Origin of the sequence: Agrobacterium sp. CCNWLW32 (assembly GCF_037083425.1) — a bacterium.
GTDB lineage: Bacteria > Pseudomonadota > Alphaproteobacteria > Rhizobiales > Rhizobiaceae > Agrobacterium > Agrobacterium radiobacter.
In genome coordinates, this window is record NZ_JBAOJM010000010.1 from 87,534 (window position 1) to 108,028 (window position 20,495).

The following is a 20,495-nucleotide window of genomic DNA, read 5'->3' on the forward strand; positions in this document are numbered from 1 at the left end:
CTTCTGCCTTAGCCCGTGTGGGGCTTGAGCGAAAGCCGGTTTTTCAACTATCTGACCGAAAAGTGTGATTAATTGGGCGAGGCGCGAAAAAGACCCGCTTCCGTTTACGCGCACGGCGCTTTATTGTGACGCCATGATGACAAATAGACTTCCGAAATATGTCGCCTGGTCGGTTCTTCTGCTGATCGTGATCGTTACAATCTGCCCGATCGGATTTCGGCCGCACACGCTGACGACTGTTGGCATAGACCGCGCCGCCGCCTTCGCCTTCTGCTCTGCCGCCTTCGTGCTGGCCTATCCGCGTTATTGGCTGGCGATCATTATGGCGGGCATTGTCGCAGCTTTCGGGATCGAGGCGCTGCAATTCCTGTCCCCGACACGTCATCCGCAGCTGACGGACGGCGCCGTGAAAGCCGCTGGAGCGGTTGCCGGTGGACTTGCAACCTTCTCCTATCTCTTTTTCCGGGCGCGGTTGACCGCAGGCTGACGGAACCGTCCGCGGTCAATTCTCCTGTTCAGCCTTTGCCGTTCGCAAGACCGAAACGGCTGTGCGACAGCGTGCGCTCGATGCCGCGCAGTTCCGCAAGCCCCTTCAGCCGGCCAATGGCGGGATAACCGGGTTGCGCGCCGCGCGTCAGATCGTCGAGAATTTCCTGGCCGTGATCGGGGCGCATTGGAATGGTGTGGTCTTCACGGCCCTCCGCCCGGCGGCGCGCCTCTTCGGTGACGAGTGCGGCGATGACGGCGACCATGTCGGTTCCGCCTTCCAGATGCTCGTCTTCGAAGAAGGAGCAGGGCACGGTGTCGGTGTCGCGCGTCACGTTGCGCAGATGCACGAAATGGATGCGGTCAGCAAAACGGCTGGCGATGAAGGGCAGGTCGTTATCCGCCCGCGCGCCGAGAGAGCCGGTGCAGAGCGTCACGCCATTGGCGCGGCTATCGACCTTTGAGAGCATATGGGCATAGTCGGCCTCGGTGGAGAGGATACGCGGCAGGCCGAGCAGCGGCCACGGCGGATCATCGCCATGGGCGCAGATGTTGATGCCGACTTCTTCGGCAACCGGCGTCACCTCGGAGAGAAAGTCGACCAGATTTTGCTGCAACCTTTCGCGGTTGATGCCGTGATAGGAGCGCAGCTTTTCCAGAAGCTGGGCGAGCGTATAACCATCCGCCGAGCCCGGCAGACCCGCGCCGATATTGCGCCCGAGCGCTGCGATTTTTGTATCCGGCATCTCAGTGAAGCGTTTTGTCGCTTCTTCTACCAGCCAGTCCGGATAATCGGCCTTTGCGTCGGGGCGCTTTAGGATGTGAATATCGAAGGCGGCGAAATCGGTAAGATCGAAGCGCATCGCCTTCGCGCCGTGTTTGGTTTCCCAGCGCAGGTCGGTGCGGGTCCAGTCCAGCACGGGCATGAAATTGTAGCAGACGGTGCGGATGCCGGAGGCGGAAAGGCGGCGCAGCGTCTCCTGCCAGTTGGATATATGGGTTTTCCAATCGCCGGTCTGGGTCTTGATATCCTCGGAAACCGGCACGCTTTCCACCACGTCCCAATAAAGACCGCCGGCCTTGATGGCCTCATGCCGTTTGGCGATCTCGTCGACCGGCCAGACGTCACCGGTGGCGATGTGATGCAGCGCGCTGACAATGCCTTCCGCCCCCGCCTGAGCCGCATCCTGAACCGTGACCTTGTCGACCGGGCCGAACCAGCGCCATGTATGTCTCATCTTAAGTCCTCAAACATTATTCTGCGGAAAATGTCAGTTGCACCTTGCAGGCCGCGGATCGGTCTCCGGCCTGTTCGAATGCGGCTTTCGCCTCGCCAAGGGGGAAACTGTGGGAAATGATTGGCCGCACATCGATCTTGCGGGTGGAGATGAGCCCCGCGGCGATGGCGAATTCATCGTGGAAGCGTTGCGAGCCGCGCCATAGGATTTCCTTGCCCACCAGCGCATTGAGCGGAATGGTAATATCGCCGGTCACGCCCACCTGCACGATGGTGCCGCGCGGACGCACGCAGGCGAAGGCGCTACGGAGCGCGGGGCCAGCGGCGGAGCAATCGAAAATAACGTCGAAATAACCCTTGTTGTCCTGATAGGGTAAAAGCGCCTCGGCATCCTTCGCGACATTGATCGTGCGATCCGCACCCATGGCTGGCGCACGTTCCAGCGCCGCATCGGTCAGATCGGTCGCAACGATGATGCTTGCACCCCCATGGCGGGCCGCGGCGATGGTCAAGAGCCCGATCGGCCCGGCCCCCGTCACCAGCACCTTCGCGCCAGCGAGATCGCCGGCCTGCGCTGCGGCATGCAGGCAGACGGCGAGCGGTTCGGTGCAGGCAGCTTCGGCGGGCGAGGTGGCGTCTGAAAATGTTGTACATTGTTTTGCCGGAACCACGAGCCGGTCGCGGAACATGCCGTGTTCGTGCGGCAGGCGCATGGCGCTGCCCATGAAGCGCATCTCAAGGCAGTGGATCGGCTGGCCCTTCTGGCAGAAATGGCAATGGCCGCAGGGTTGCGAGGGATTGACGGCGACGAGCTGGCCGATGGCGAGCCCGTTGACGCCTTCCCCCAGCGCCCGTACATGGCCGGATGCCTCATGCCCGCAGATGATCGGTTCACGCACCCGGACCGGGCCGAAGCCGCCATCCTGGTAATAATGGAGATCGGAGCCACAGATGCCGCCCGCCGCCATAGTGAGCAGCACTTCGCCGGGACCCGGCTCGACGAGGTCCTGCGTTTCGACGCGAATGTCCTTCTGGCCGTATAGACGTGCCACGCGTGTCTGCATGACGATGCCCTCATGTCTGTGTATGGAATGAATGAACCCGCGCGGCGAACCGCGCGGGCAGGGGTTTCGTCAGCGGATCAGGCCCATTTCGGTCGGCAGCCACAACGTGATTGCCGGAATGAAGGTGATCAGCAGCAATGCGACGAACAGCGGCACCAGCCACGGCAGGATGGCGATGGTGGTGCGTTCGACGGAGAGTTTTGCCACGCGCGAGAGCACGAACAGCACCATGCCAAGTGGTGGATGCAGCAGACCGATCATCAGGTTGAGCGTGATGATAAGGCCGAAATGCACCGGATCGATGTTAAATTGCAGCACCAGCGGCAACAGGATCGGCACGAGGATGGTGATGGCCGCGATCGTATCGAGGAAGCAGCCGACGAACAACATCAGCAGATTGACCAGCACGAGGAAGATCCACTTGCTGTCGGTGATCGTCAGGATCGCCGCAGACAGAAGCTGCGCCGCCTGGCTGACGGTCAGAAGCCATGCGAAGATCGAGGCTGCCGCGACAATGAAGAGCACCGAGGCAGTTGTCTCGATGGTGTCGAAGGTCGATTTCGCCAGCGTCTTGAAGGTCATCGTGCGGTAACGGACGAGCCCGAGGAACAGCGACCAGAGCACGGCCGCGACGGCTGCTTCCGTCGGTGTGAACCAGCCCATGGTCATGCCGCCGATCAGGATCACCGGCGTCATTAGCGCCATCACGGCGGAGAAGTCGAAATACCAGTCGCAGGCGAGCAGGATGACCAGCACGATCAGGATCGACAGGTTCAGCGACAGGCCAAATGCCGTGAGGATATAGATGCCGAGCGGCACCATCATCACCACGAAGACTTCTATTGATGCACCAAAGATGGTTCTGAGGCTGAAGGGCGTATCGGAGCCCCAGCCCTTGATATAGGCGAAGACCGCAACGGTGATCATCATCAGCAGCGTCATGACGACACCCGGAATGATGCCGGCCATGAACAGCGCGCCGATGGAGACATTCGCCATCATGCCGTAAATGACGAAGGGCAGTGATGGCGGGAAGATCGGTCCGAGCGTCGCGGAAGCGGCGGTGACGCCGACGGCCGCTTCCACCGGATAACCGTGGTCCTTCATGGCCTTGATTTCGATGGTGCCGATACCGGCGGCGTCGGCAAGCGCCGTGCCGGACATGCCGGAAAAGATCACCGAGCCGATGATGTTGACCTGTGCCAGGCCGCCTTTCATCCAGCCGACGAGCGCGACCGCGAAGGAGTAGATACGTCCCGTCACCCCTGCCGTGTTCATGAGATTACCGGCAAGGATGAAGAAGGGAACGGCCAGAAGCGGGAAGCTCTCGACACCTGCAATCAGGCGCTGCGCCGCGATGATATCAGGCGCGACATTGTAGAACACGATGTAGAGCAGCGAGGCCGAAGCCATGGAAATGGCGACCGGTAGGCCGATCAGCATCAGCAGAAGAAATGAGCCGATAAGAAGCAGCATCTGATCAATCCCCCGCGCTCTGGAATTCTTCGGGCCGCTCCAGAACGGAATAGCCACGCCGCATATTGTCGATGAAGACCTGCACCGACCGGAAGAACATCAGCACGAAAGCGGCCAGAACCGTGTAGAAGACGATGTTGCGCGGAAGCGCCACGGTTACCATCTCCTCATCTGCGACGATTTCCAGATAGCGCCACATCAGCCAGGATGTGTAAGCGAAGAAGACGATACGCAGCACATCGACAAGGATCGACATGACGCGGGCCACCTGCGGCGGCACATAGTGATAAAGCACATCCACCTGGATGTGACGCGACATGCGAACGCACATGACCGAGCCCAGAAACACCACGCCGATCAGGCAGTTGACGGCGATTTCCTCCGTCCAGGCGTAGCTGTTGTTGAGCACGTAGCGGGTGAAGAACTGAAGGAACACGCAGCCCGTCATCAGCCAGAAAAGGCCGAGCGTGACCCAGTCCTCGAATGCATAGACCTTGAGATCGACCTCGGGCGGCGCCTCGTCGAATGTATGGGCGAGTTCCTCAGGCGTGACCTGAGTATGGATTTCCTGCGACATTGAGATATCCCGTCTGGAGAGAAAGGGCGGTGCGGCAAAAAAGCCGCACCGGATCTTGCTTCACTTGACGGCGCGAATGGCTTCCCAGTCGGCCTTGTCGTAACCGAAGTCCTCGAACTTCACTTTTTCGATGACGTTCTTCTCGAAGTCGGCCTTGTCGACTTCGGCGACGGTCAGGCCGCGCTTCTTGAAGTCTTCGACGAGGCTTTTTTCGCGTTCATCGATTGTCTTGGTGGTCCGCTCGGCGGCCTGCTGCATGACCTCGGTGAAGATTTTCTTGTCGTCATCGGAAAGCTGCGACCAGAGGTTCTTCGAGATCACCGTGTTGAGGTGGTCGACGATGTGACCGGTCAAGACGATGTTTTTCTGCACTTCGAAGAACTTCTTCGCCTCGATGGTGGTCAGCGGGTTTTCCTGTGCGTCGACGGTGCCGTTCTGGAGCGCCAGATAGACTTCCGCAAAGGCAATCGGCGTCGTGTTGGCACCGCAGGCACGCGGCATGGCGAGATAGGCTGGAACATCGGGAACGCGCATCTTCAGCCCGGCCATGTCGGCGCAGGCGGCAATCGGCTTGTTCGATGTGGTGTGGCGCGTGCCGTAATAGCTGACGGCGGCGATGTGGTTGCCGGTTTTATCTTCGTAACCCTTGGCGAGGCGCTTGAAGATGTCGCTCTTGGTATAGGCGATCAAATGGCTCGGATCGCGGAAGATATAGGGGAAATAGGTGACGCCGATCGGCTTGAAGTCACGCGCCGCGAAGCTCGAGCCGGAAATGATGATATCAACGGTGCCGATCTTCAGGCCCTGATTGATATCGGCTTCCTTGCCAAGCTGAGAAGCCGGAAAGACATCGATCTTGTAGCGGCCATCAGTGCGCTTGGCGATTTCTTCTGCGGCCCAGACCGAATCCGTGTGGAACGGTTCGGAGGTTTCGTAAACATGGGCCCATTTCAGCGTGGTCTGTGCCTGCGCCGCCAGAGCGGAAAGCAGGATGGCGGCTGTTGCGCCCATCAAAGTCGACAATCTGATTTTCATTCTTAACTCCTCCCGAATTAAAGTCAGATTTTTCATTTCCCCCGTCGCCGGTTTGGCGGCGGTTATTCTTCTCCGATCGCTTCCTCCCCGAAGCTTTCGGAAAATCTCTTCTGCGACAGCGTCAGATGCTGCCGCATCGCCTCGCGCGCCCCTTCCGGGTCGTTGGCGGCAATGGCGTCACGGATTACCCGATGTTCCTGCACGGCGAGGTTCCAAGTGTGCGGGCCCTCGAAATAGCTGGCGAGCTTTTCGAAAAAGGGTGACAGGCTGCGCTCGTCATAGATCAGGCCGGTAAAGCGATTGAGCGCCGAATTGCCGATGATGTCGGCAATCGCAGTGTGGAATGCCCGGTCGAGATTGAGCGCCTGCGGTGAATTGTCGAGCGCGCCGGCCATGCGTTCGATGATATCGTCAAGCTTGGCGATGCATTCCGGCTTAGCAAGCCGCGCGGCTTCCTCGGCAATCGCGCTTTCGATGATGCAGCGCGCCTGCAGGATTTCGAACGGACCATGCGCATCCGGCACCGTCGGCTTTTCTTTAGCCTGTTTGCCGGCTGCGCTGACATAGACGCCCGAACCCATGCGAATATGGATGTGGCCCTCCACTTCCAGAACGATGAGGGCTTCACGAACCGTCGGGCGGGAAACGCCGAAGCGTTCCGCAAGGTCCCGTTCCGCCGGCAGGCGCTGACCTTCGGTCAGCTCCCCGCTTTCGATGAGCAAACGAATTTGTTCCGCGACCAGCCGGTAAAGGCGGCGCGGCTCCAGAGCCACAAACATGATGTCCCTCCCAGCGCGAAAGTCTCCCCCGATCGCGCAAGCGGTAAGATGGTCTTACCAATTTTATTAGGGCGCATTTATGTGGTGCTGTCAATTGGCCGGTGTGGAAAAGTGCGAGGCGAAAGACGCGGCTGATGCAGAGGCTTGGCATTTGCCTTACTCCGAGGCTTTTTCCATTTCCGCCATTCCGGCCTTGAACCGGAGGGTGATGGCAAAGTCCGAAAACGTCTCCTCCGTCATGCTCGGGCCTGTCCCGGGCATCTGTAACCGATCGGCTTTGCGATACGTGTTTGGATCCTCGGGACAGGCCCGAGGATGACGGTGCATGTGTGGGTTGGCTTTTCAGCTCTTGCTACCTGCGAGCTTCAAGCCGCCGTCGTCGCCGATGATGACATCCAGCTCACCATACCCGCCAATGGAAAGATGCGGCGTTTCGATCGGGTGGGAATGGGTCACGTTGATGACCACCACCGCGGCGTCCATGCGTTCTCCGGCCTGAATGCCTGCGGGCGCGTCTTCGAAGACGACGCAGCTTTCAGGCGCAACGCCCAGCCTTTCGGCCGCCTTCCTGTAACCTTCGGGATCGGGCTTGCCGTTGACGACATCGTCCGCACAGATCATGACGGGTGGCGGCGTAATGCCGGCCGCGGCGAGCCGCCGTTCCGCCAGTTCACGCACGGCTGAGGTCACGATGGCCCACTTTCCCGCCGGCAGAGACGCAAGGAAGGCTGCGGCGCCCGGTATCTGGATGATGCCGTCCACATCGTCCATTTCGGCGCGCAATATCATGTCCGCCTCTGCATCCACATTAAGGCCGGGAACCGCCTCGCGACGGATCACCTCCGAGGCCCGCATGCCGTGAATGCGCTGCAGGAAAGCAACCGGCTCGATGCCGTTAGCAACGGCCCACTCCCGCCAGACCCGCTCGACGACGGCGATCGAATTGACGAGTGTTCCATCCATGTCGAACAGGAATGCCGCAAACTCTTGCGAAAAAATCTGGTTCTGCGGCGGGACTTTGCTGTGCATCTCATTCTTCCGTTGGAACTGTGGGATAGCCCGTATCTACAGTATTGGGAGACATAACGGAATCGCTTTTCCATCTAGGGAATCGAAGGCCGGCTCAAGGTCGGTCGGAAATCTTGTGCCAGAATCGGACGTGCCGCGATCCCGTCGAGTCGATCTCCCCGGGGCAGGGAAGGAGGGGAGGGCGTGTCTTCGCTGAGACGTCAGCCTGCTGCAAGGATGAGCTGTCATCATAGGCATTCACAGCGGGTGGAATATCGCGAAATCAAAAGGTAGCCGAGGTTTTTGAAAGTTCTGCGCGAGGAGTTTCGCAAGGGGAATTTTCTTAACGATTTCCCTTCTTTGGGGTCGGCGTTAACCATTTGTTAACCATATTCGAGGTACCTAATTGTCAACGATTTATTTACCAAGATGACCAAAGTGCTAACAGACCAGCGTTCGATCCGTATCAAAGGCCGCTCCTTCCTCGCAGTCGTCCTGTCCCCCGAATCTCCGGTCGATCAATGGCTGGAGAGGCTTGATGATCTCGCCGCCCGTTCGGCGGGCTTCTTTCTGTCGCGGCCGGTGGTTCTCGACGTCTCTGAGCTGTCGCTCGATAAGGCGGGCCTGAAAGAACTGCTGGCGGCGCTGACGGAGCGCAATGTCGGCATCATGGGCATTGAGGGTGTTCGCCCGTCGATGATCGAGCCGGGCATGCCGCCATCGCTGAAGGGTGGAAAGCCTGCTTCCGATGTCGAGGTTGAACCGGTCGCCATCGCCGCCGACTTGCCGGAGGAAAAGCCGCGTGCTGCCGGTGAGGTCAGGGCCGTCGTGCAGTCGCTGGTCATCAACGAGCCGGTGCGTTCCGGCCAGTCGATCATGTTTCCCGAGGGCGACGTGACCGTCATCGGCTCGGTCGCCTCGGGCGCGGAAATCATCGCCGGCGGTTCGGTGCATATTTACGGCGCCCTGCGCGGTCGCGCCATGGCCGGTTCGCTCGGCAATGTTTCGGCGCGCATCTTCTGCCGCAAGCTCGAAGCGGAGCTTCTGGCCATCGACGGCGTCTACAAGGTGGCCGAGGATATTGACGACAAGCTGCGCGGCCAGCCCGTTCAGCTCTGGCTGGAAAACGATACGATCAAGGCCGCAAAACTCGGCTGATAACAGATAAACACACAGGAACAGGAGAGAGCCATATGGGGAAGGTAGTCGTTGTAACTTCCGGCAAGGGCGGGGTCGGCAAGACCACCTCGACCGCAGCGCTTGGCGCGGCATTGGCGCAGAATAAAGAGAAGGTCGTGGTCGTCGATTTCGATGTCGGCCTGCGCAACCTCGACCTCGTCATGGGTGCTGAACGCCGCGTGGTTTACGATCTCGTCAACGTCATCCAGGGCGACGCCAAGCTGACGCAGGCGCTGATCCGCGACAAGCGCCTCGAGACGCTGTTCCTCCTGCCGGCCTCGCAGACGCGTGACAAGGACAATCTGACGCCCGAAGGCGTCGAATGGGTCATCAACGAACTGAAGAAACATTTCGACTGGGTGATCTGTGACAGCCCGGCCGGTATCGAACGCGGCGCGACGCTGGCCATGCGCCATGCAGACGTGGCCGTCGTTGTCACCAATCCGGAAGTCTCCTCGGTGCGTGATAGCGACCGCATCATCGGCCTGCTCGATTCCAAGACGCTGAAGGCCGAACGCGGCGAGCGCATGGAGAAGCACCTGCTTCTGACGCGTTACGATGCTTCCCGCGCCGAGCGTGGCGACATGTTGAAGGTCGATGACGTTCTGGAAATCCTTTCCATTCCGCTGCTCGGCATCATTCCCGAAAGCACGGACGTGCTGCGCGCCTCCAACGTCGGTGCGCCGGTAACGCTGGCGGATGCCCGTTGCGCGCCGGCCATGGCCTATTTCGATGCCGCCCGCCGCCTGTCCGGCGAGGATATTCCGGTGGTCATCCCGGGTGAGAAGCGTGGCATCTTCTCCAAGATCTTCGCAAGGAGGGCTGCATGAGCATCTTCAGTCTTTTCCGTAAACAGAAGTCGGCACCGCTTGCGCGTGAGCGTCTGCAGGTGCTGCTCGCCCACGAAAGGGCATCGTCCGGCTCCGATCTCGTGGCTATCCTCCGGGAAGAAATTCTCGGTGTCATCGCCAAGCATGTGCAGATCGACAGCGACAGGGTGCATGTGAAGATGGATCGCGACGAGCATGTCTCCATTCTGGAGATCGACGTCGAAATCCCGCTTGGCGCGGACCTGCGCGCTGCCTGAAGACATTCCGCCAAAGACGCCGCCCGCCACCGGGCGGCTTTTCTATTCCGCCGTCGTATCGACGGGTTTGTGAAACGCTTCCTCCAGGTCACCGGGCAGCGGGCGTTTCAGGTTTATCCCGTTCGGCGGGATCGGCGCGTTGAACCATTTGTCGTAGATTTTTTCGATTTCGCCGTTGGCATAGATTTCGCCGAGCGCTTCGTTGACGGCATCCCTGAAGCCGGTATCGCCGTGCCGGAGCATCAGGCCATAGGGCTGGGGCGGGGCGAGATATTCGTTGGAGATGACGTAGTCTTCCGGCTTGCCCGTTTCGGCGACGAAGGATCGCAAGAGAATATCGTCCATCACGAAGGCTGAGGCGCGGTTTTCCGTCACCATGTCGAAACTGCCCTCCGTGCTGTCATTCTGCAGCACGGCAATGTTCAGCCCCAATTTGCGATTGAGCACGTTGAGCTGGCTGATATTGATGGTTCCCGTCGTCACCACCACCGTTCGTCCGGCAAGATCGGCGACGGTGTTCAGACCGCTCGATTTCAGCGCGACATAACGCGTGCCGGTGATGAAGTGGCTGTAGGAGAACCACACGGCCTTGCGCCTTTCCTCCGTATTCGTGCTTGCCACGCATTCCATATCCATCGTGCCGTCATTGAGAAGCATGATGCGGTTGCTGGGCGTGCGCTTGACGAATTCGACCTTCAGTTCCGGCAGGCCGAGCTTTCTCTTGATGGAATCCGCCACCCTCAGGCAGAGCTCGATGCTGTAACCGATCGGTTCCGATCCGGTGCCAAGATAAGAAAAGGGAATATTGCGATCGGCATAACCGAGCTTGATCGTGCCGGTTCTGGCAATGGTATCAAGCGTCGGCGGTTGGGCACCGTCACTGGCCGCCTGGGCGGGCAGAAGACTGAGGAAAAACAACAGAAGCCATAATGTCGATCTCTGCATCGCGCATCTCCAGCCAAAATAATCCGTCAAAACATCTTCATGAAAATCGATAGGAGTTGGCGCTTTGCGCTCTCAGTCCTGGTATTCGCTTGGATATTCGTAGGCCTGTTTTAATGACGCGGCCATTGGCAGGTTCAGGTTCATGCCGTTGGGGGGAATGGGCTTGGTGAACCATTTTTCATAGAGGCCGTGAATGGCCGGCCCGGTGAAGATATGCCTGAGGCTTTCATTGACCGCCGCTTTGAAAGCCGGGTCGTTGCGCCGGAAAACCAGGCCATAGGGTTCGGGCGCGCTCAGCGTTTCCTCGGAAAGCGCATAGAGGTCCGGGTTTTTCGATGTCGCCGCCAGCGCCGCGAGCAATATGCCATCCATGACAAAGGCGGAAGCCTTGCCGGAAACCACGAGTTCGAAGGCCTCCTCATTGGTCTTTGTCGGCATCACCGAGATGTTGAGGTTCTTCGCCCGGTTGACGGCGTTGAGCTGCTCGATATTGACGGTGCCGGAGGCGGATGTGACGGACCGTCCGGCGAGATCGGCAAGGCTTTTCAGATTGTCCTGCCTGCGGGAGAGAAACTGCGTCGCGGTCATGAAATTGGGATAGGAGAAATCTACGATCTTGCGGCGTTCGTTATTGTTGGTCGTGGCCGCGCATTCAATGTCGATCTGGCCGCTGCGGACAAGGATGAAGCGTGTCGCGGGCGTTGCCTTGACATATTCGAGCTCGATGCGGTCGAGCTTCAGCTTCCTGCGAATATCTTCGCTGATCGCCCGACAAAGATCAGTCGAGAAACCAGTGACCTCGCCATCAGGCAATTGATAGGAAAAGGGCGGTTCGGCCTCGCGATAGCCAATGCGGATCTTGGCGGTTCTGGCAATCTGCTGAAGCGTGTCGCCTTCGCCGGCGGCCTGAAGGGGCGTGATGGGAGCAAAGCATGTGAGGAAAAGGCAAAATACTGAAAGACGCATTTTATGTCCTCTGGGCCGGCGGCCGGTTTCTCAAATGGCTTTTTGTGGTGGGCAATAGATTTCCTGTGTCGGTCGACCGATGTCGCCGAATTCATCCTGCGCAATCGGAGCGATGACGGCGCGGTTCTTGAGAATTCGGGCAAGCGGCGCGGGCTCGGCAAAATAATAGCCCTGCGCTTCGTCGCACCCGGAAAGCTTGAGCGCTTCGACCTGCTCACTGTTCTCAACGCCTTCGGCGGTGACCTTCAGGCCAATCTGTTCAGCCATGTCGATGACAGTGTTGACGATGGCCGAACACATGGGATTGGCCGGCAGGCCGGAGACGAATTCCCGGTCGATCTTGATCTTGTCGAAAGCGACATGGGTTAACGTGCTGAGCCCGGCGTAACCGGTGCCGAAATCATCAAGAGCGAGGCGAACGCCTCTTTCCTTCAGCAGTTTCAGGGCCCGGGCGCTGCTGTCACGCTCCAGCATGGCCGTTTCCGTCACTTCCAGTTCAAGCCGTTCCGCCGGGAAGCCGGATTTCTCAAGCGCCCGGTCGACGACAGGGACGATGTCGTCATTACAGAGCTGAACGGCGGATAGGTTGACGGCGAGCTTGATATCCTTCGGCCAGGTCATCGCATCCATGCAGGCCTGTGCCAGAACCCATTCGCCCAACGGCCTGATGAAGTTGTTTTCTTCGGCAAGCGTGATGAAGCGGTCCGGGGTAATGAGGCCAAGCTTGCTGTGTCGCCAGCGGGCCAGCGCTTCATAAGCCACAATGCGACCGCTCTGCAGATTGACCACGGGCTGGTAGTGCAGCTCGAATTCGTGGTTTTCGAGTGCGGATTTCATGTCTATTTCCAGCGCATGCTTATGCTGCGCCGCCATGTCCATGCCCGCCTCATAGAAAACGAAATAACCACAGCCCATGGATTTCGCCCGGTAAAGGCCGAGATCGGCGTGTTGCAGAAGCTGCGTGGCGGATGTGCCGTGGCCCGGCGCGCAGGCGATTCCGATGCTGGTATCAATGCTGATGTCGCTGCCTTCGAGGCCGAAACTGCGCGAGACGGCATGCACCACCCGCGCGGCCAGCATCGCCGCATCGCTCTCGCAGTCACCGTTTGTCGACTGTATGATTGCGAATTCGTCGCCACCGAGGCGACTCACCATATCGTTTTCACCGAGCACGGAGGAAATCCGCGAGGCCACCGCCACCAGCAAGGCGTCACCGGCGGCATGTCCGAGTGTGTCATTGACGGCCTTGAAGCGGTCGAGATCGAGCAGCATGACATTGAAGGGCTGGCCGGACGCCGACAGTTGCTCCAGACGGTTTTCCAGCGTCTTCATCAACAGCACGCGGTTTGGAAGTCCGGTCAGCGCGTCGTGATGAGCCATATGCTCCAGCTGCTGCGCCATATCGCGTATCTGCCGCAGGCGTCCACGCTCCAGAACCGCCTCGCGCAACGTTTCGATGGCGGTCGCCATGTCGCCGATCTCGTCCCGCCGCTCCTGAAACGGCGTGGCGACATCTGTTTCCTCGCGGGCAATCCGCAGGGTCGCCTGCACCAGCGCCGGGACCGGTTTCAGGAAATGCCGGGCAATCACGGTCACAAGCACACCGGTGACGGTCAAGACCACGATCAGCGCGGCGAGTGAATTATAGATGAGCTTGCGCTGCGCGCCATAAAGCGCGTCCGATCCGCCGATGCTGACGGCGACCGCGCCGATCGGTTTCTTCGTTTCCGTGCTGATGATCGGCAGCAGGCCGATATAATGGCTGGATTCGCCGATGGTCGCAAAACCGGTGGAAAAACGCGCGGCGACCGCGTCTCTGGAAAAGATGGGATCGGTGGCGAGCGGCTTTTCGTCGTCATCGGTGGCGTTGTCGAAGGCCGCCGCGATCTGGCGGAAGCCGGAAGCGGCCTCATCATAACGGAAAAGCCAGACGGCATTCTTGGTCTGCGCGCCGATAAGCGCGAGAACGTCGCTGGGGTTGAAGCCGGTGACGAGAATGGAGTCATCATCGCCGATCGGCTTGTCGGTCAATATGCCGTTGACCTGCCCGTCGGTATCGGCGGTGACGCTGACATAGGTATAGATGCTGCGAAGCGTGGCGCTGGCGATCTGCGAATTGACGCGGGCCTGGTTGAGCCATTGCTCGCTGGCGGCGGCAACGAACATGTACCAGCCGACGAGCGCGCCAATGCTGTAGGAAAAGATCACGCCGCCCAGGAATATCAGGGTTATCTTGCTGGCAAGCGACCGCCGCCGCGAAAACCGGCCTGTTTCCGGCTGCGTCGGTGAGCGAAGCGTGTGGCCCGGTTCAACCTGTCTATCCGTCCCGCGATAGGCAGTCTCTTCCATTCGCGATAGTCCCCCGCGATGTCGCGTTATAATTGTTTTATGGAATTTTATAGGGCATGCGTTTCAATGATGTCTGCTAAATAATTCAACAAAGTTTAGAGGCGATTAAGAATTAATCCGTCTTTTTATAGTCGTAGCTTATATAAGAAATGGCATTCATGCACCTTAGGTTGAAAAAATCGGAGGTTAGAGATGAAGCGTCAAGGATAGACTCCAAAATTCTGCGATCTTCGTCATGTTTCCTGATCTGGCGTGTGGGGCATAGATCGCGCGATGATTGACCTTGCCAACGGGTGGATAAACGGCATGTTGTGCGCAACATGCCGTTTTCAGGGAAGATATCCATGGCTCACAGAGGCAAAAATATCGCGCAGCTTTCCGTTCTCATCCAGAGCGGCCATCTCGATCCGCGTACCTTGGCGGAGGAGACGCTGGATGCGATCGGCAATGAGGGCGATCAGGCCATTTTTGTCGAGTTGACGGCCGCGCGGGCCATGGTGGAGGCGGAAGCCGCGTCAAAACGCATTGCCGAGGGCCGTTCCTGTGGCGTGCTTGATGGCATTCCGGTGGCCTGGAAGGACCTTTTTGATCTGGAAGGCATGGCGACCACGGCCGGATCGACGGTGCTTGCGGATGATGCGCCTGCGTCTCGCGATGCTGATGTGGTGACGGCGCTGAAACAGGCGGGCATGATCTGCATCGGCCGCACCAATATGAGCGAGTTCGCGTTTTCCGGTCTCGGCATCAATCCGCATTATGGCACGCCACGCAATCCTGCTTCTAAGGATGGTCACCGTCTGCCGGGCGGCTCTTCGTCCGGCGCGGGCGTCACTGTCGCCGCTGGTCTGGTGCCGGTGGCGATCGGCACCGATACGGGCGGATCGGTGCGTATTCCCGCCGCCTTCAACGGTGTGGTGGGTTACAAGGCAAGCCGCGGCCGCTATTCGATGCGTGGCGTTTATCCCTTGGCAAAAAGCCTGGATTCGCTCGGGCCGCTCACGCACACCGTGCAGGACGCCGTCTGGGTGGATGCCGCCATGCGCGGCAAGGCGGCTGCAGACGTCCAGCGTGCGCCTCTCGCGGGCCTTTCGCTGGTGGTGCCGGAAACTGTATTTTTCGATGGCATAGAGGATGGCGTTGCAGCCGCTTTCGAACAGGCGGTGGAACGTCTTGTCCGCGCCGGTGCGTCGGTGCGGCGGCAGGCATTCCCGATTTTTTCGGAACTGTTCGATCTTATCAAAGAAAAGGGTGCGCTGGTGACGGCGGAAGCCTTTACCCTGCACAAGACACGGCTGGAAGGTGTGGATGCCGCGCGCATGGACCCGCGCGTGGTTGCGCGAACGAGGCTTGGTGCAAATATTTCAATGCCTGATTATATCGCCATCATCGAGGCGCGCGAACGCATGACGGCGGCGTTTTCAGGCATGATCGGCAGGCAGGAACTGCTGGTGTCTCCGACATTGCCGCATGTTGCGGCCAAGGTCGCGCCGCTTCTCGATGACGACGATGCCTTTTTCGCCATGAATGCGAAAACCCTGCGAAATACCCAGATCGGCAATTTCTTCGATCTCTGCGGCGTTTCCATCCCTTGCGGGACGGGTGAAGCAGACATGCCGGTTGGCCTGCTGCTTTCCGGTCTACACGGCTCGGATGACCATGTTCTCAGCGTGGCGATGGCGGCGGAAGAGATTATTCGCGGCTGATGAAAGGAAAAGGCGGCCTTGTTTGGCCGCCTCTCAATGCACGCTTCAGCGCGCCGCCCAGTTGGCGCCGCGGCGAAACATGGTCTTCATCTGCGGTACGGAAAATTCCTTGGCCTGATGGCCGAGCGCCGAATAGAAGACGCGGCCTTTGCCATATTTGCGTTTCCAGACCACCGGCATCACCACGCCGTCGATCCACCAGGCGTGGTCGCCGGTGAATTTCGTCGTGGCCAGCACCTCGTTGGAGGGGTCGACATGCATGTAATATTGCTCCGACGTATAGGGGAAATCGGAAATTCCCTCCATCAGCGGGTCGTCGGGGCGGGTGATGTTGACCGTGTAATCGATGATATTGCCGGGGTGGGCGACCCATTGGCCGCCGATCATGAACTGATATTCCACGCATTCGCGGAAACTGTCGCCTGCACCGCCATGGAAACCGGCAATGCCGACGCCGTTTTCGACGGCGGCCGTGAGGTTCTTGATCTCTTCCTTCTCGATCTTCGACATGGTGACAATAGGCACGACGAGGCTGAGATCATGCACCGACGGATCGGCGAAAGCCTCCGTGCTGTGCTCCACATAGACCTTGAAACCGTCTTCCTCCAATATGTCCTTGACGATGGTGGCGCATTCCTGCGGCTCGTGGCCGCTCCAGCCGCCCCAGACGATGAGTGCTTCGCGCATTTATTTCCTCCTCGGGATTATTTGCCGAGCTGGCCGTCGACCAGCGATGTTTCGAGCGGCGCAGGGCGCTCCGCTTTGGTGGTGATGGAAACGGTCGTGCCGCTGTCCGATGCCGTCTGGAAGGCTTCCATGACTTCCAGCACATGCAGGGCGAGATCGCCATTGGCGCGGTGCGGACGGTTCTCGCGGATCGCGTAGGCCATATCTGCAACGCCGATGGAGCGATAATTGCCGTCAGCATAGGGCGACGACAGCGACTGCGACTCGAACTGGCCGCCCTTTTTCAGCAATTGCACCTCGCCGCCGAAATGGTTGGGATCGGGCACGATCAGCGTGCCTTCGGTGCCGTAGAGTTCCAGTGGCACATGTTTGTGGCCCGCCACATCAAAGCTCATGCCCACCTGCACAACGGCGCTGTTCTCGAAGGCCAGCACGCCGGACACATGGGTGGCGACATGGACGGGGATTTTTTCACCGTTCTTCGGTTCGCTGGTGATGAGGCGCTCATTGCGCGGTGCAACGGCAAAGCCCGCCACCTTGGCGACCGGGCCGAACAGGTTAACGAGATCGGTAATGTAATAGGGGCCCATATCGAGCATCGGCCCGCCGCCGACCTCGTAATAGAAGGCCGGGTTGGGGTGCCAGCGCTCATGGCCGGGGCACATGAAGGTGGCTGTTCCGCCAACGGGCTGGCCCAGCACACCCTCGTCAATCAAGCGGCGCGCGGTCTGGTGTCCGCCACCGAGGAAGGTGTCCGGAGCCGAGCCGATGCGCAGGCCCTTTGCCTTTGCCGCGTCTGCAAGGCGTTTGCCTTCCGCGAAATTGATGCCGAGCGGTTTCTCCGAATAGGCGTGCTTGCCGGCATCGAGCGCGCGCAGGCCCACTTCCACATGCGCCTTGGGGATCGTCAGGTTGACGATGATTTCCACTGACGGGTCGGAGAGAAGTGCGTCGATGCTGGTTGCCTTCAGGCCGAATTCGTCCGCCCGCGCCTTCGCCGCTTCCTCGTTCATATCCGCCAGTCCGCGAATGTCGAGAATGGGAAACGACGCCATGGCCTTGAGATAGGCGCTGGAAATGTTGCCGCAGCCTATGATGCCGATACCGACCTTGTTCATATGATTCCTCCCGTAAATCAGAAATACCTGGGTCTGTGCTCAACCCCGTGGGCTAGAGCGCTGGCCCGGTTGTGTTCCATGGCGATTCGTAAAGTTCGTAAAGCGCAACGGCCGCGGCCCCCTGCGCCCACAATTCGTCGCTCGCAACATCGAAAACCAGTTCCGCGACACCGGCCAGCGATGGCGGCACGGCGGCGTTGTAGCTGTTGCGAATGCTGGCGATGAAAGGTTCGCCAAGTTCGAGGCTGGAGCCGGTGATGATGACCCGCGGCGGCGCAAACAGCGTGACGATATTGGCAAGTGTCAGGCCAAGTGCTGCGCCGGCGCGCAGGGCCGCTGCGATGAGATCGTGATCTTCGGCCGCAATCAGCGCATGGGCATGCTGCATGCCACGGCCGAGCCGGATCGCTTCGGCAAAACGCCCGTCCACCGGGCGCGAGCCTAAAATGGCATTTTCGCCCGCCTGGCTTGCCAGCCGCACCGTGCCTTCATTGGCAAGGCCGATGACGAGGTCGCCGAGATTGTGGCTGAGACCGCCCGCACCACGAAACAGCTGGTTCTGGTGCAGCACGCCAAGCCCGAGTGTCTGTTCCAGCGAAATCAGCACCATGTCTTCGAGATCGCGCGCATGGCCGAACCAGTGGTGGGCGAGCGTGATGGCGTGGGCGTCACTTTCGATGATGGTTGGCGAATTCAGCCGCGCCGTCATTTCCTCGGCAAAGTTGACGTTCACTTCGCGCAGGATAGGACTGCTGCGGATCCTGCCGGTGCGGTGTTCGATGACACCGGGCAGGCCGAGACAGACCATGTCCACATCCTCAAGCGAAAGACCGGCATCGACGACGCAGCGTCGTACGCCGTCTTCCACCAGATCGGCGATGACTCCGATGGGCTGGCGGTCGACGCGGATCGGCAAGGCAAGGGTGGACAGCACATTGCCGCAAAAATCGGTGACGACGAAAACCATGCGGTTTGCGGCGATCTTGGCGCCCACAACGCGGGCGGCATCCGGGTTCAGTTCCAGCATCACGCGCGGTCTGCCGCGCGCCCCTTCGGTGCGGATATCACCGATATGGCGGGTGAGAATCAGCCCGTCATCGAGCAGCGAGGCGGTAATCGCCGAAACAGTCGTGGTGGAGAGCTGCGTTCTTTCGCTGATTTCCACCCGCGAGATCGGGCCATGGCGGCGGATGCTATCAAGCACGCTCAGCCTGTTGATCGCGCGCATCAATTCGGGGTCTGCGGTCTTCATGAGGTCCTGCTGCGATCGGGTTCGATCTAAAACGAATTTATATCGGATTGCGGATTAAATAACGTCTGTCGGGAGGGGTGTGTCAAGCGGTTTGGGTAAAAAATTGGCAAACCGCCTTGACATCGGGCAGGGCGTGGGGTGAATTAATCCGCATTGGGGAATAAATGGTGAGGAACCCCAGGGAGGATCACGATCATGACGTATTGGCACGCAGGCGCAAGCCTGAGCGGCAGGCGGATTGCCTTTGCCGCAACGACAAGCATAGCCCTGATGCTCGGCGCGGCCAGCGCCTCGGCAGCGACCGTCGTTAAATGGATGCATGTGGAGCTGGACCCCAAATCCGTGGCTGTCTGGGAGGAGATTGCCAAGGAATACGAGGCCAAGAATCCCGATGTCGATGTTCAGCTGCAGTTCCTCGAAAACGAGGCCTTCAAGGCAAAATTGCCGACGCTGCTGCAATCCAATGACGTGCCTGACTTCTTCTACAGCTGGGGTGGCGGCGTCCTTGAGGAACAGTCCAAGACCGGCGCGCTGAAAGATCTGACCGAAGTTTTCGACGCCGATGGCGGCAAGCTGCGTCAGGCCTATAATGCGTCCGCAATCGACGGCCTGTCCTTTGACGGCAAGGTCTGGGCGGTACCTTACCGCGTCAGCCTCGTCAGCTTCTTTTATAACAAGGAACTGTTCGCCAAGGCCGGCGTGAAGGCCGAGGACATCAAGACCTGGGACGATTTCAGCGCCACGGTCAAGAAGATCAAGGAAGCGGGTATCGTCCCAATCGCCGGCGGCGGCGGTGAAAAATGGCCGATCCATTTCTACTGGAGCTATCTCGTCATGCGCAATGGCGGGCAGGCCGTGTTCGATGCCGCCCGCAAGGGCGAAGGCGAAGGTTTCATGGACCCGGCGATCATCAAGGCCGGTGAACAGCTGGCCGCGTTCGGCAAGCTCGAACCCTTCCAGCCCGGCTATCTCGGCTCCACCTGGCCACAGGCGCTCGGCGTCTTCGGCGACGGCAAGGCGGCAATTATTCTCGGCTTCGACAATACGGAAGCCAACCAGCGCAAGAATGCGGGCGACGGCAAGGGGCTCGCCCCTGAAAATATCGGCCGCTTCGCCTTCCCGGTTGTCGAAGGCGGTGCTGGCAAGGCCACTGATACGCTGGGCGGCCTGAACGGCTGGGCGCTCACCAAGAACGCTTCCAAGGAAGCGATCGATTTCGCGGCCTTCCTGACCAGCAAGGAAAGCGAAGAGAAAATGGCGACCGCCGGCATGATCCTGCCGGTTGCCACGGGTGCCGCCGGTGCGGTGAAGAACCCGCTGCTGGCGGATTCGGCAAAACAGCTTGCCGCCTCCACCTGGCACCAGAACTTCTTCGACCAGACATTGGGCGCCGCCGTCGGCCGCGTCGTCAACGATATTTCAGTCGAGATCGTTTCCGGCCAGATGACCTCCGAAGAGGGCGCCCAGCAGATTCAGGACGCATTCGAACTGCGCTGATCTGACGGTTTTCATGGCAGCGCCGCGAATGTGCGGCGCTGCTTATCTGC

Annotated in this window: 19 protein-coding genes; 6 read left to right on the plus strand and 13 right to left on the minus strand. The window is 59.6% G+C overall.

Translation table 11 applies throughout. The features are described 5' to 3' along the window. Positions 1 to 133 precede the first annotated feature (133 nt). Positions 134 to 487, plus strand: coding sequence for a hypothetical protein (locus tag V6R85_RS19300; RefSeq protein ID WP_003506481.1), 354 nt, complete (start codon positions 134 to 136; stop codon positions 485 to 487). A 28-nt stretch (positions 488 to 515) separates the two neighbouring features. Here V6R85_RS19300 and uxuA read toward each other — a convergent pair whose 3' ends face one another. From uxuA to V6R85_RS19335, 7 genes are all read right to left on the minus strand, one after another. Further along, the gene (gene uxuA, locus V6R85_RS19305) at positions 516 to 1,724 is read right to left on the minus strand and encodes a mannonate dehydratase (RefSeq protein ID WP_060726879.1); all 1,209 of its coding nucleotides are present in this window, start codon (positions 1,722 to 1,724) and stop codon (positions 516 to 518) included. Between the two features lie 16 nt (positions 1,725 to 1,740). Beyond that, positions 1,741 to 2,787 carry an L-idonate 5-dehydrogenase gene (locus tag V6R85_RS19310; protein WP_060726878.1) on the minus strand — a complete coding sequence of 349 codons (1,047 nt, stop codon included), beginning with the start codon at positions 2,785 to 2,787 and terminating at the stop codon, positions 1,741 to 1,743. A 69-nt stretch (positions 2,788 to 2,856) separates the two neighbouring features. Further along, complete coding sequence (locus tag V6R85_RS19315) at positions 2,857 to 4,263, minus strand: TRAP transporter large permease (protein ID WP_112958633.1); 1,407 nt, start codon at positions 4,261 to 4,263, stop codon at positions 2,857 to 2,859. 4 nt (positions 4,264 to 4,267) lie between these two features. Next, complete coding sequence (locus tag V6R85_RS19320) at positions 4,268 to 4,840, minus strand: TRAP transporter small permease (protein ID WP_003506488.1); 573 nt, start codon at positions 4,838 to 4,840, stop codon at positions 4,268 to 4,270. 60 nt (positions 4,841 to 4,900) lie between these two features. Beyond that, entirely contained in the window at positions 4,901 to 5,875 is a 975-nt protein-coding gene (locus V6R85_RS19325) for a sialic acid TRAP transporter substrate-binding protein SiaP (RefSeq protein WP_003506490.1), read from the minus strand. Positions 5,876 to 5,937: 62 nt separating this feature from the next. Beyond that, positions 5,938 to 6,654 (minus strand): FadR/GntR family transcriptional regulator, encoded by a 717-nt coding sequence (locus V6R85_RS19330; protein WP_003506492.1) that lies wholly within the window; start codon positions 6,652 to 6,654, stop codon positions 5,938 to 5,940. Positions 6,655 to 6,996: 342 nt separating this feature from the next. Then, complete coding sequence (locus V6R85_RS19335) at positions 6,997 to 7,683, minus strand: HAD family hydrolase (protein WP_003506495.1); 687 nt, start codon at positions 7,681 to 7,683, stop codon at positions 6,997 to 6,999. Between the two features lie 408 nt (positions 7,684 to 8,091). Between V6R85_RS19335 and minC the strand changes: the two genes are divergently transcribed. Genes minC through minE form a run of 3 tightly spaced genes read left to right on the plus strand, consistent with a single transcriptional unit; the run spans position 8,092 to position 9,928 of the window. After that, positions 8,092 to 8,820 (plus strand): septum site-determining protein MinC, encoded by a 729-nt coding sequence (minC, locus tag V6R85_RS19340; protein ID WP_162690285.1) that lies wholly within the window; start codon positions 8,092 to 8,094, stop codon positions 8,818 to 8,820. 35 nt (positions 8,821 to 8,855) lie between these two features. Further along, positions 8,856 to 9,671, plus strand: a complete 816-nt coding sequence (gene minD, locus V6R85_RS19345; protein WP_003506498.1) for a septum site-determining protein MinD — start codon at positions 8,856 to 8,858, stop codon at positions 9,669 to 9,671. Continuing rightward, a complete protein-coding gene (gene minE / locus V6R85_RS19350) occupies positions 9,668 to 9,928 on the plus strand; it encodes a cell division topological specificity factor MinE (protein WP_003506500.1) in 261 nt (86 codons plus the stop codon). The genes minD and minE overlap by 4 nt, the downstream gene beginning before the upstream one ends. Positions 9,929 to 9,970: 42 nt before the next feature. On the opposite strand, the gene V6R85_RS19355 is transcribed toward minE, so the two are convergent. From V6R85_RS19355 to V6R85_RS19365, 3 genes are all read right to left on the minus strand, one after another. Then, a complete protein-coding gene (locus tag V6R85_RS19355; RefSeq protein WP_060726874.1) occupies positions 9,971 to 10,873 on the minus strand; it encodes an amino acid ABC transporter substrate-binding protein in 903 nt (300 codons plus the stop codon). 72 nt (positions 10,874 to 10,945) lie between these two features. After that, positions 10,946 to 11,839 (minus strand): amino acid ABC transporter substrate-binding protein, encoded by an 894-nt coding sequence (locus tag V6R85_RS19360; RefSeq protein WP_112495711.1) that lies wholly within the window; start codon positions 11,837 to 11,839, stop codon positions 10,946 to 10,948. Positions 11,840 to 11,869: 30 nt separating this feature from the next. Further along, entirely contained in the window at positions 11,870 to 14,188 is a 2,319-nt protein-coding gene (locus tag V6R85_RS19365) for an EAL domain-containing protein (protein WP_112958634.1), read from the minus strand. Positions 14,189 to 14,532: 344 nt separating this feature from the next. Between V6R85_RS19365 and V6R85_RS19370 the strand changes: the two genes are divergently transcribed. Further along, positions 14,533 to 15,891: an amidase gene (locus V6R85_RS19370; RefSeq protein WP_112958635.1), complete on the plus strand. Its 1,359-nt coding sequence runs from the start codon at positions 14,533 to 14,535 to the stop codon at positions 15,889 to 15,891. A gap of 45 nt (positions 15,892 to 15,936) precedes the next feature. Here V6R85_RS19370 and V6R85_RS19375 read toward each other — a convergent pair whose 3' ends face one another. The 3 genes from V6R85_RS19375 to V6R85_RS19385 are packed head-to-tail and all read right to left on the minus strand — an operon-like array spanning position 15,937 to position 18,948. Beyond that, complete coding sequence (locus V6R85_RS19375; RefSeq protein WP_003506506.1) at positions 15,937 to 16,578, minus strand: ThuA domain-containing protein; 642 nt, start codon at positions 16,576 to 16,578, stop codon at positions 15,937 to 15,939. A 17-nt stretch (positions 16,579 to 16,595) separates the two neighbouring features. Further along, positions 16,596 to 17,696, minus strand: a complete 1,101-nt coding sequence (locus V6R85_RS19380) for a Gfo/Idh/MocA family protein (protein WP_112958636.1) — start codon at positions 17,694 to 17,696, stop codon at positions 16,596 to 16,598. A 52-nt stretch (positions 17,697 to 17,748) separates the two neighbouring features. Beyond that, the gene (locus tag V6R85_RS19385) at positions 17,749 to 18,948 is read right to left on the minus strand and encodes an ROK family transcriptional regulator (protein ID WP_003506508.1); all 1,200 of its coding nucleotides are present in this window, start codon (positions 18,946 to 18,948) and stop codon (positions 17,749 to 17,751) included. 195 nt (positions 18,949 to 19,143) lie between these two features. Here V6R85_RS19385 and V6R85_RS19390 point away from each other — a divergent pair, with 195 nt between their 5' ends. Further along, positions 19,144 to 20,445, plus strand: a complete 1,302-nt coding sequence (locus tag V6R85_RS19390; RefSeq protein ID WP_112958637.1) for an ABC transporter substrate-binding protein — start codon at positions 19,144 to 19,146, stop codon at positions 20,443 to 20,445. Positions 20,446 to 20,495: the final 50 nt, after the last annotated feature.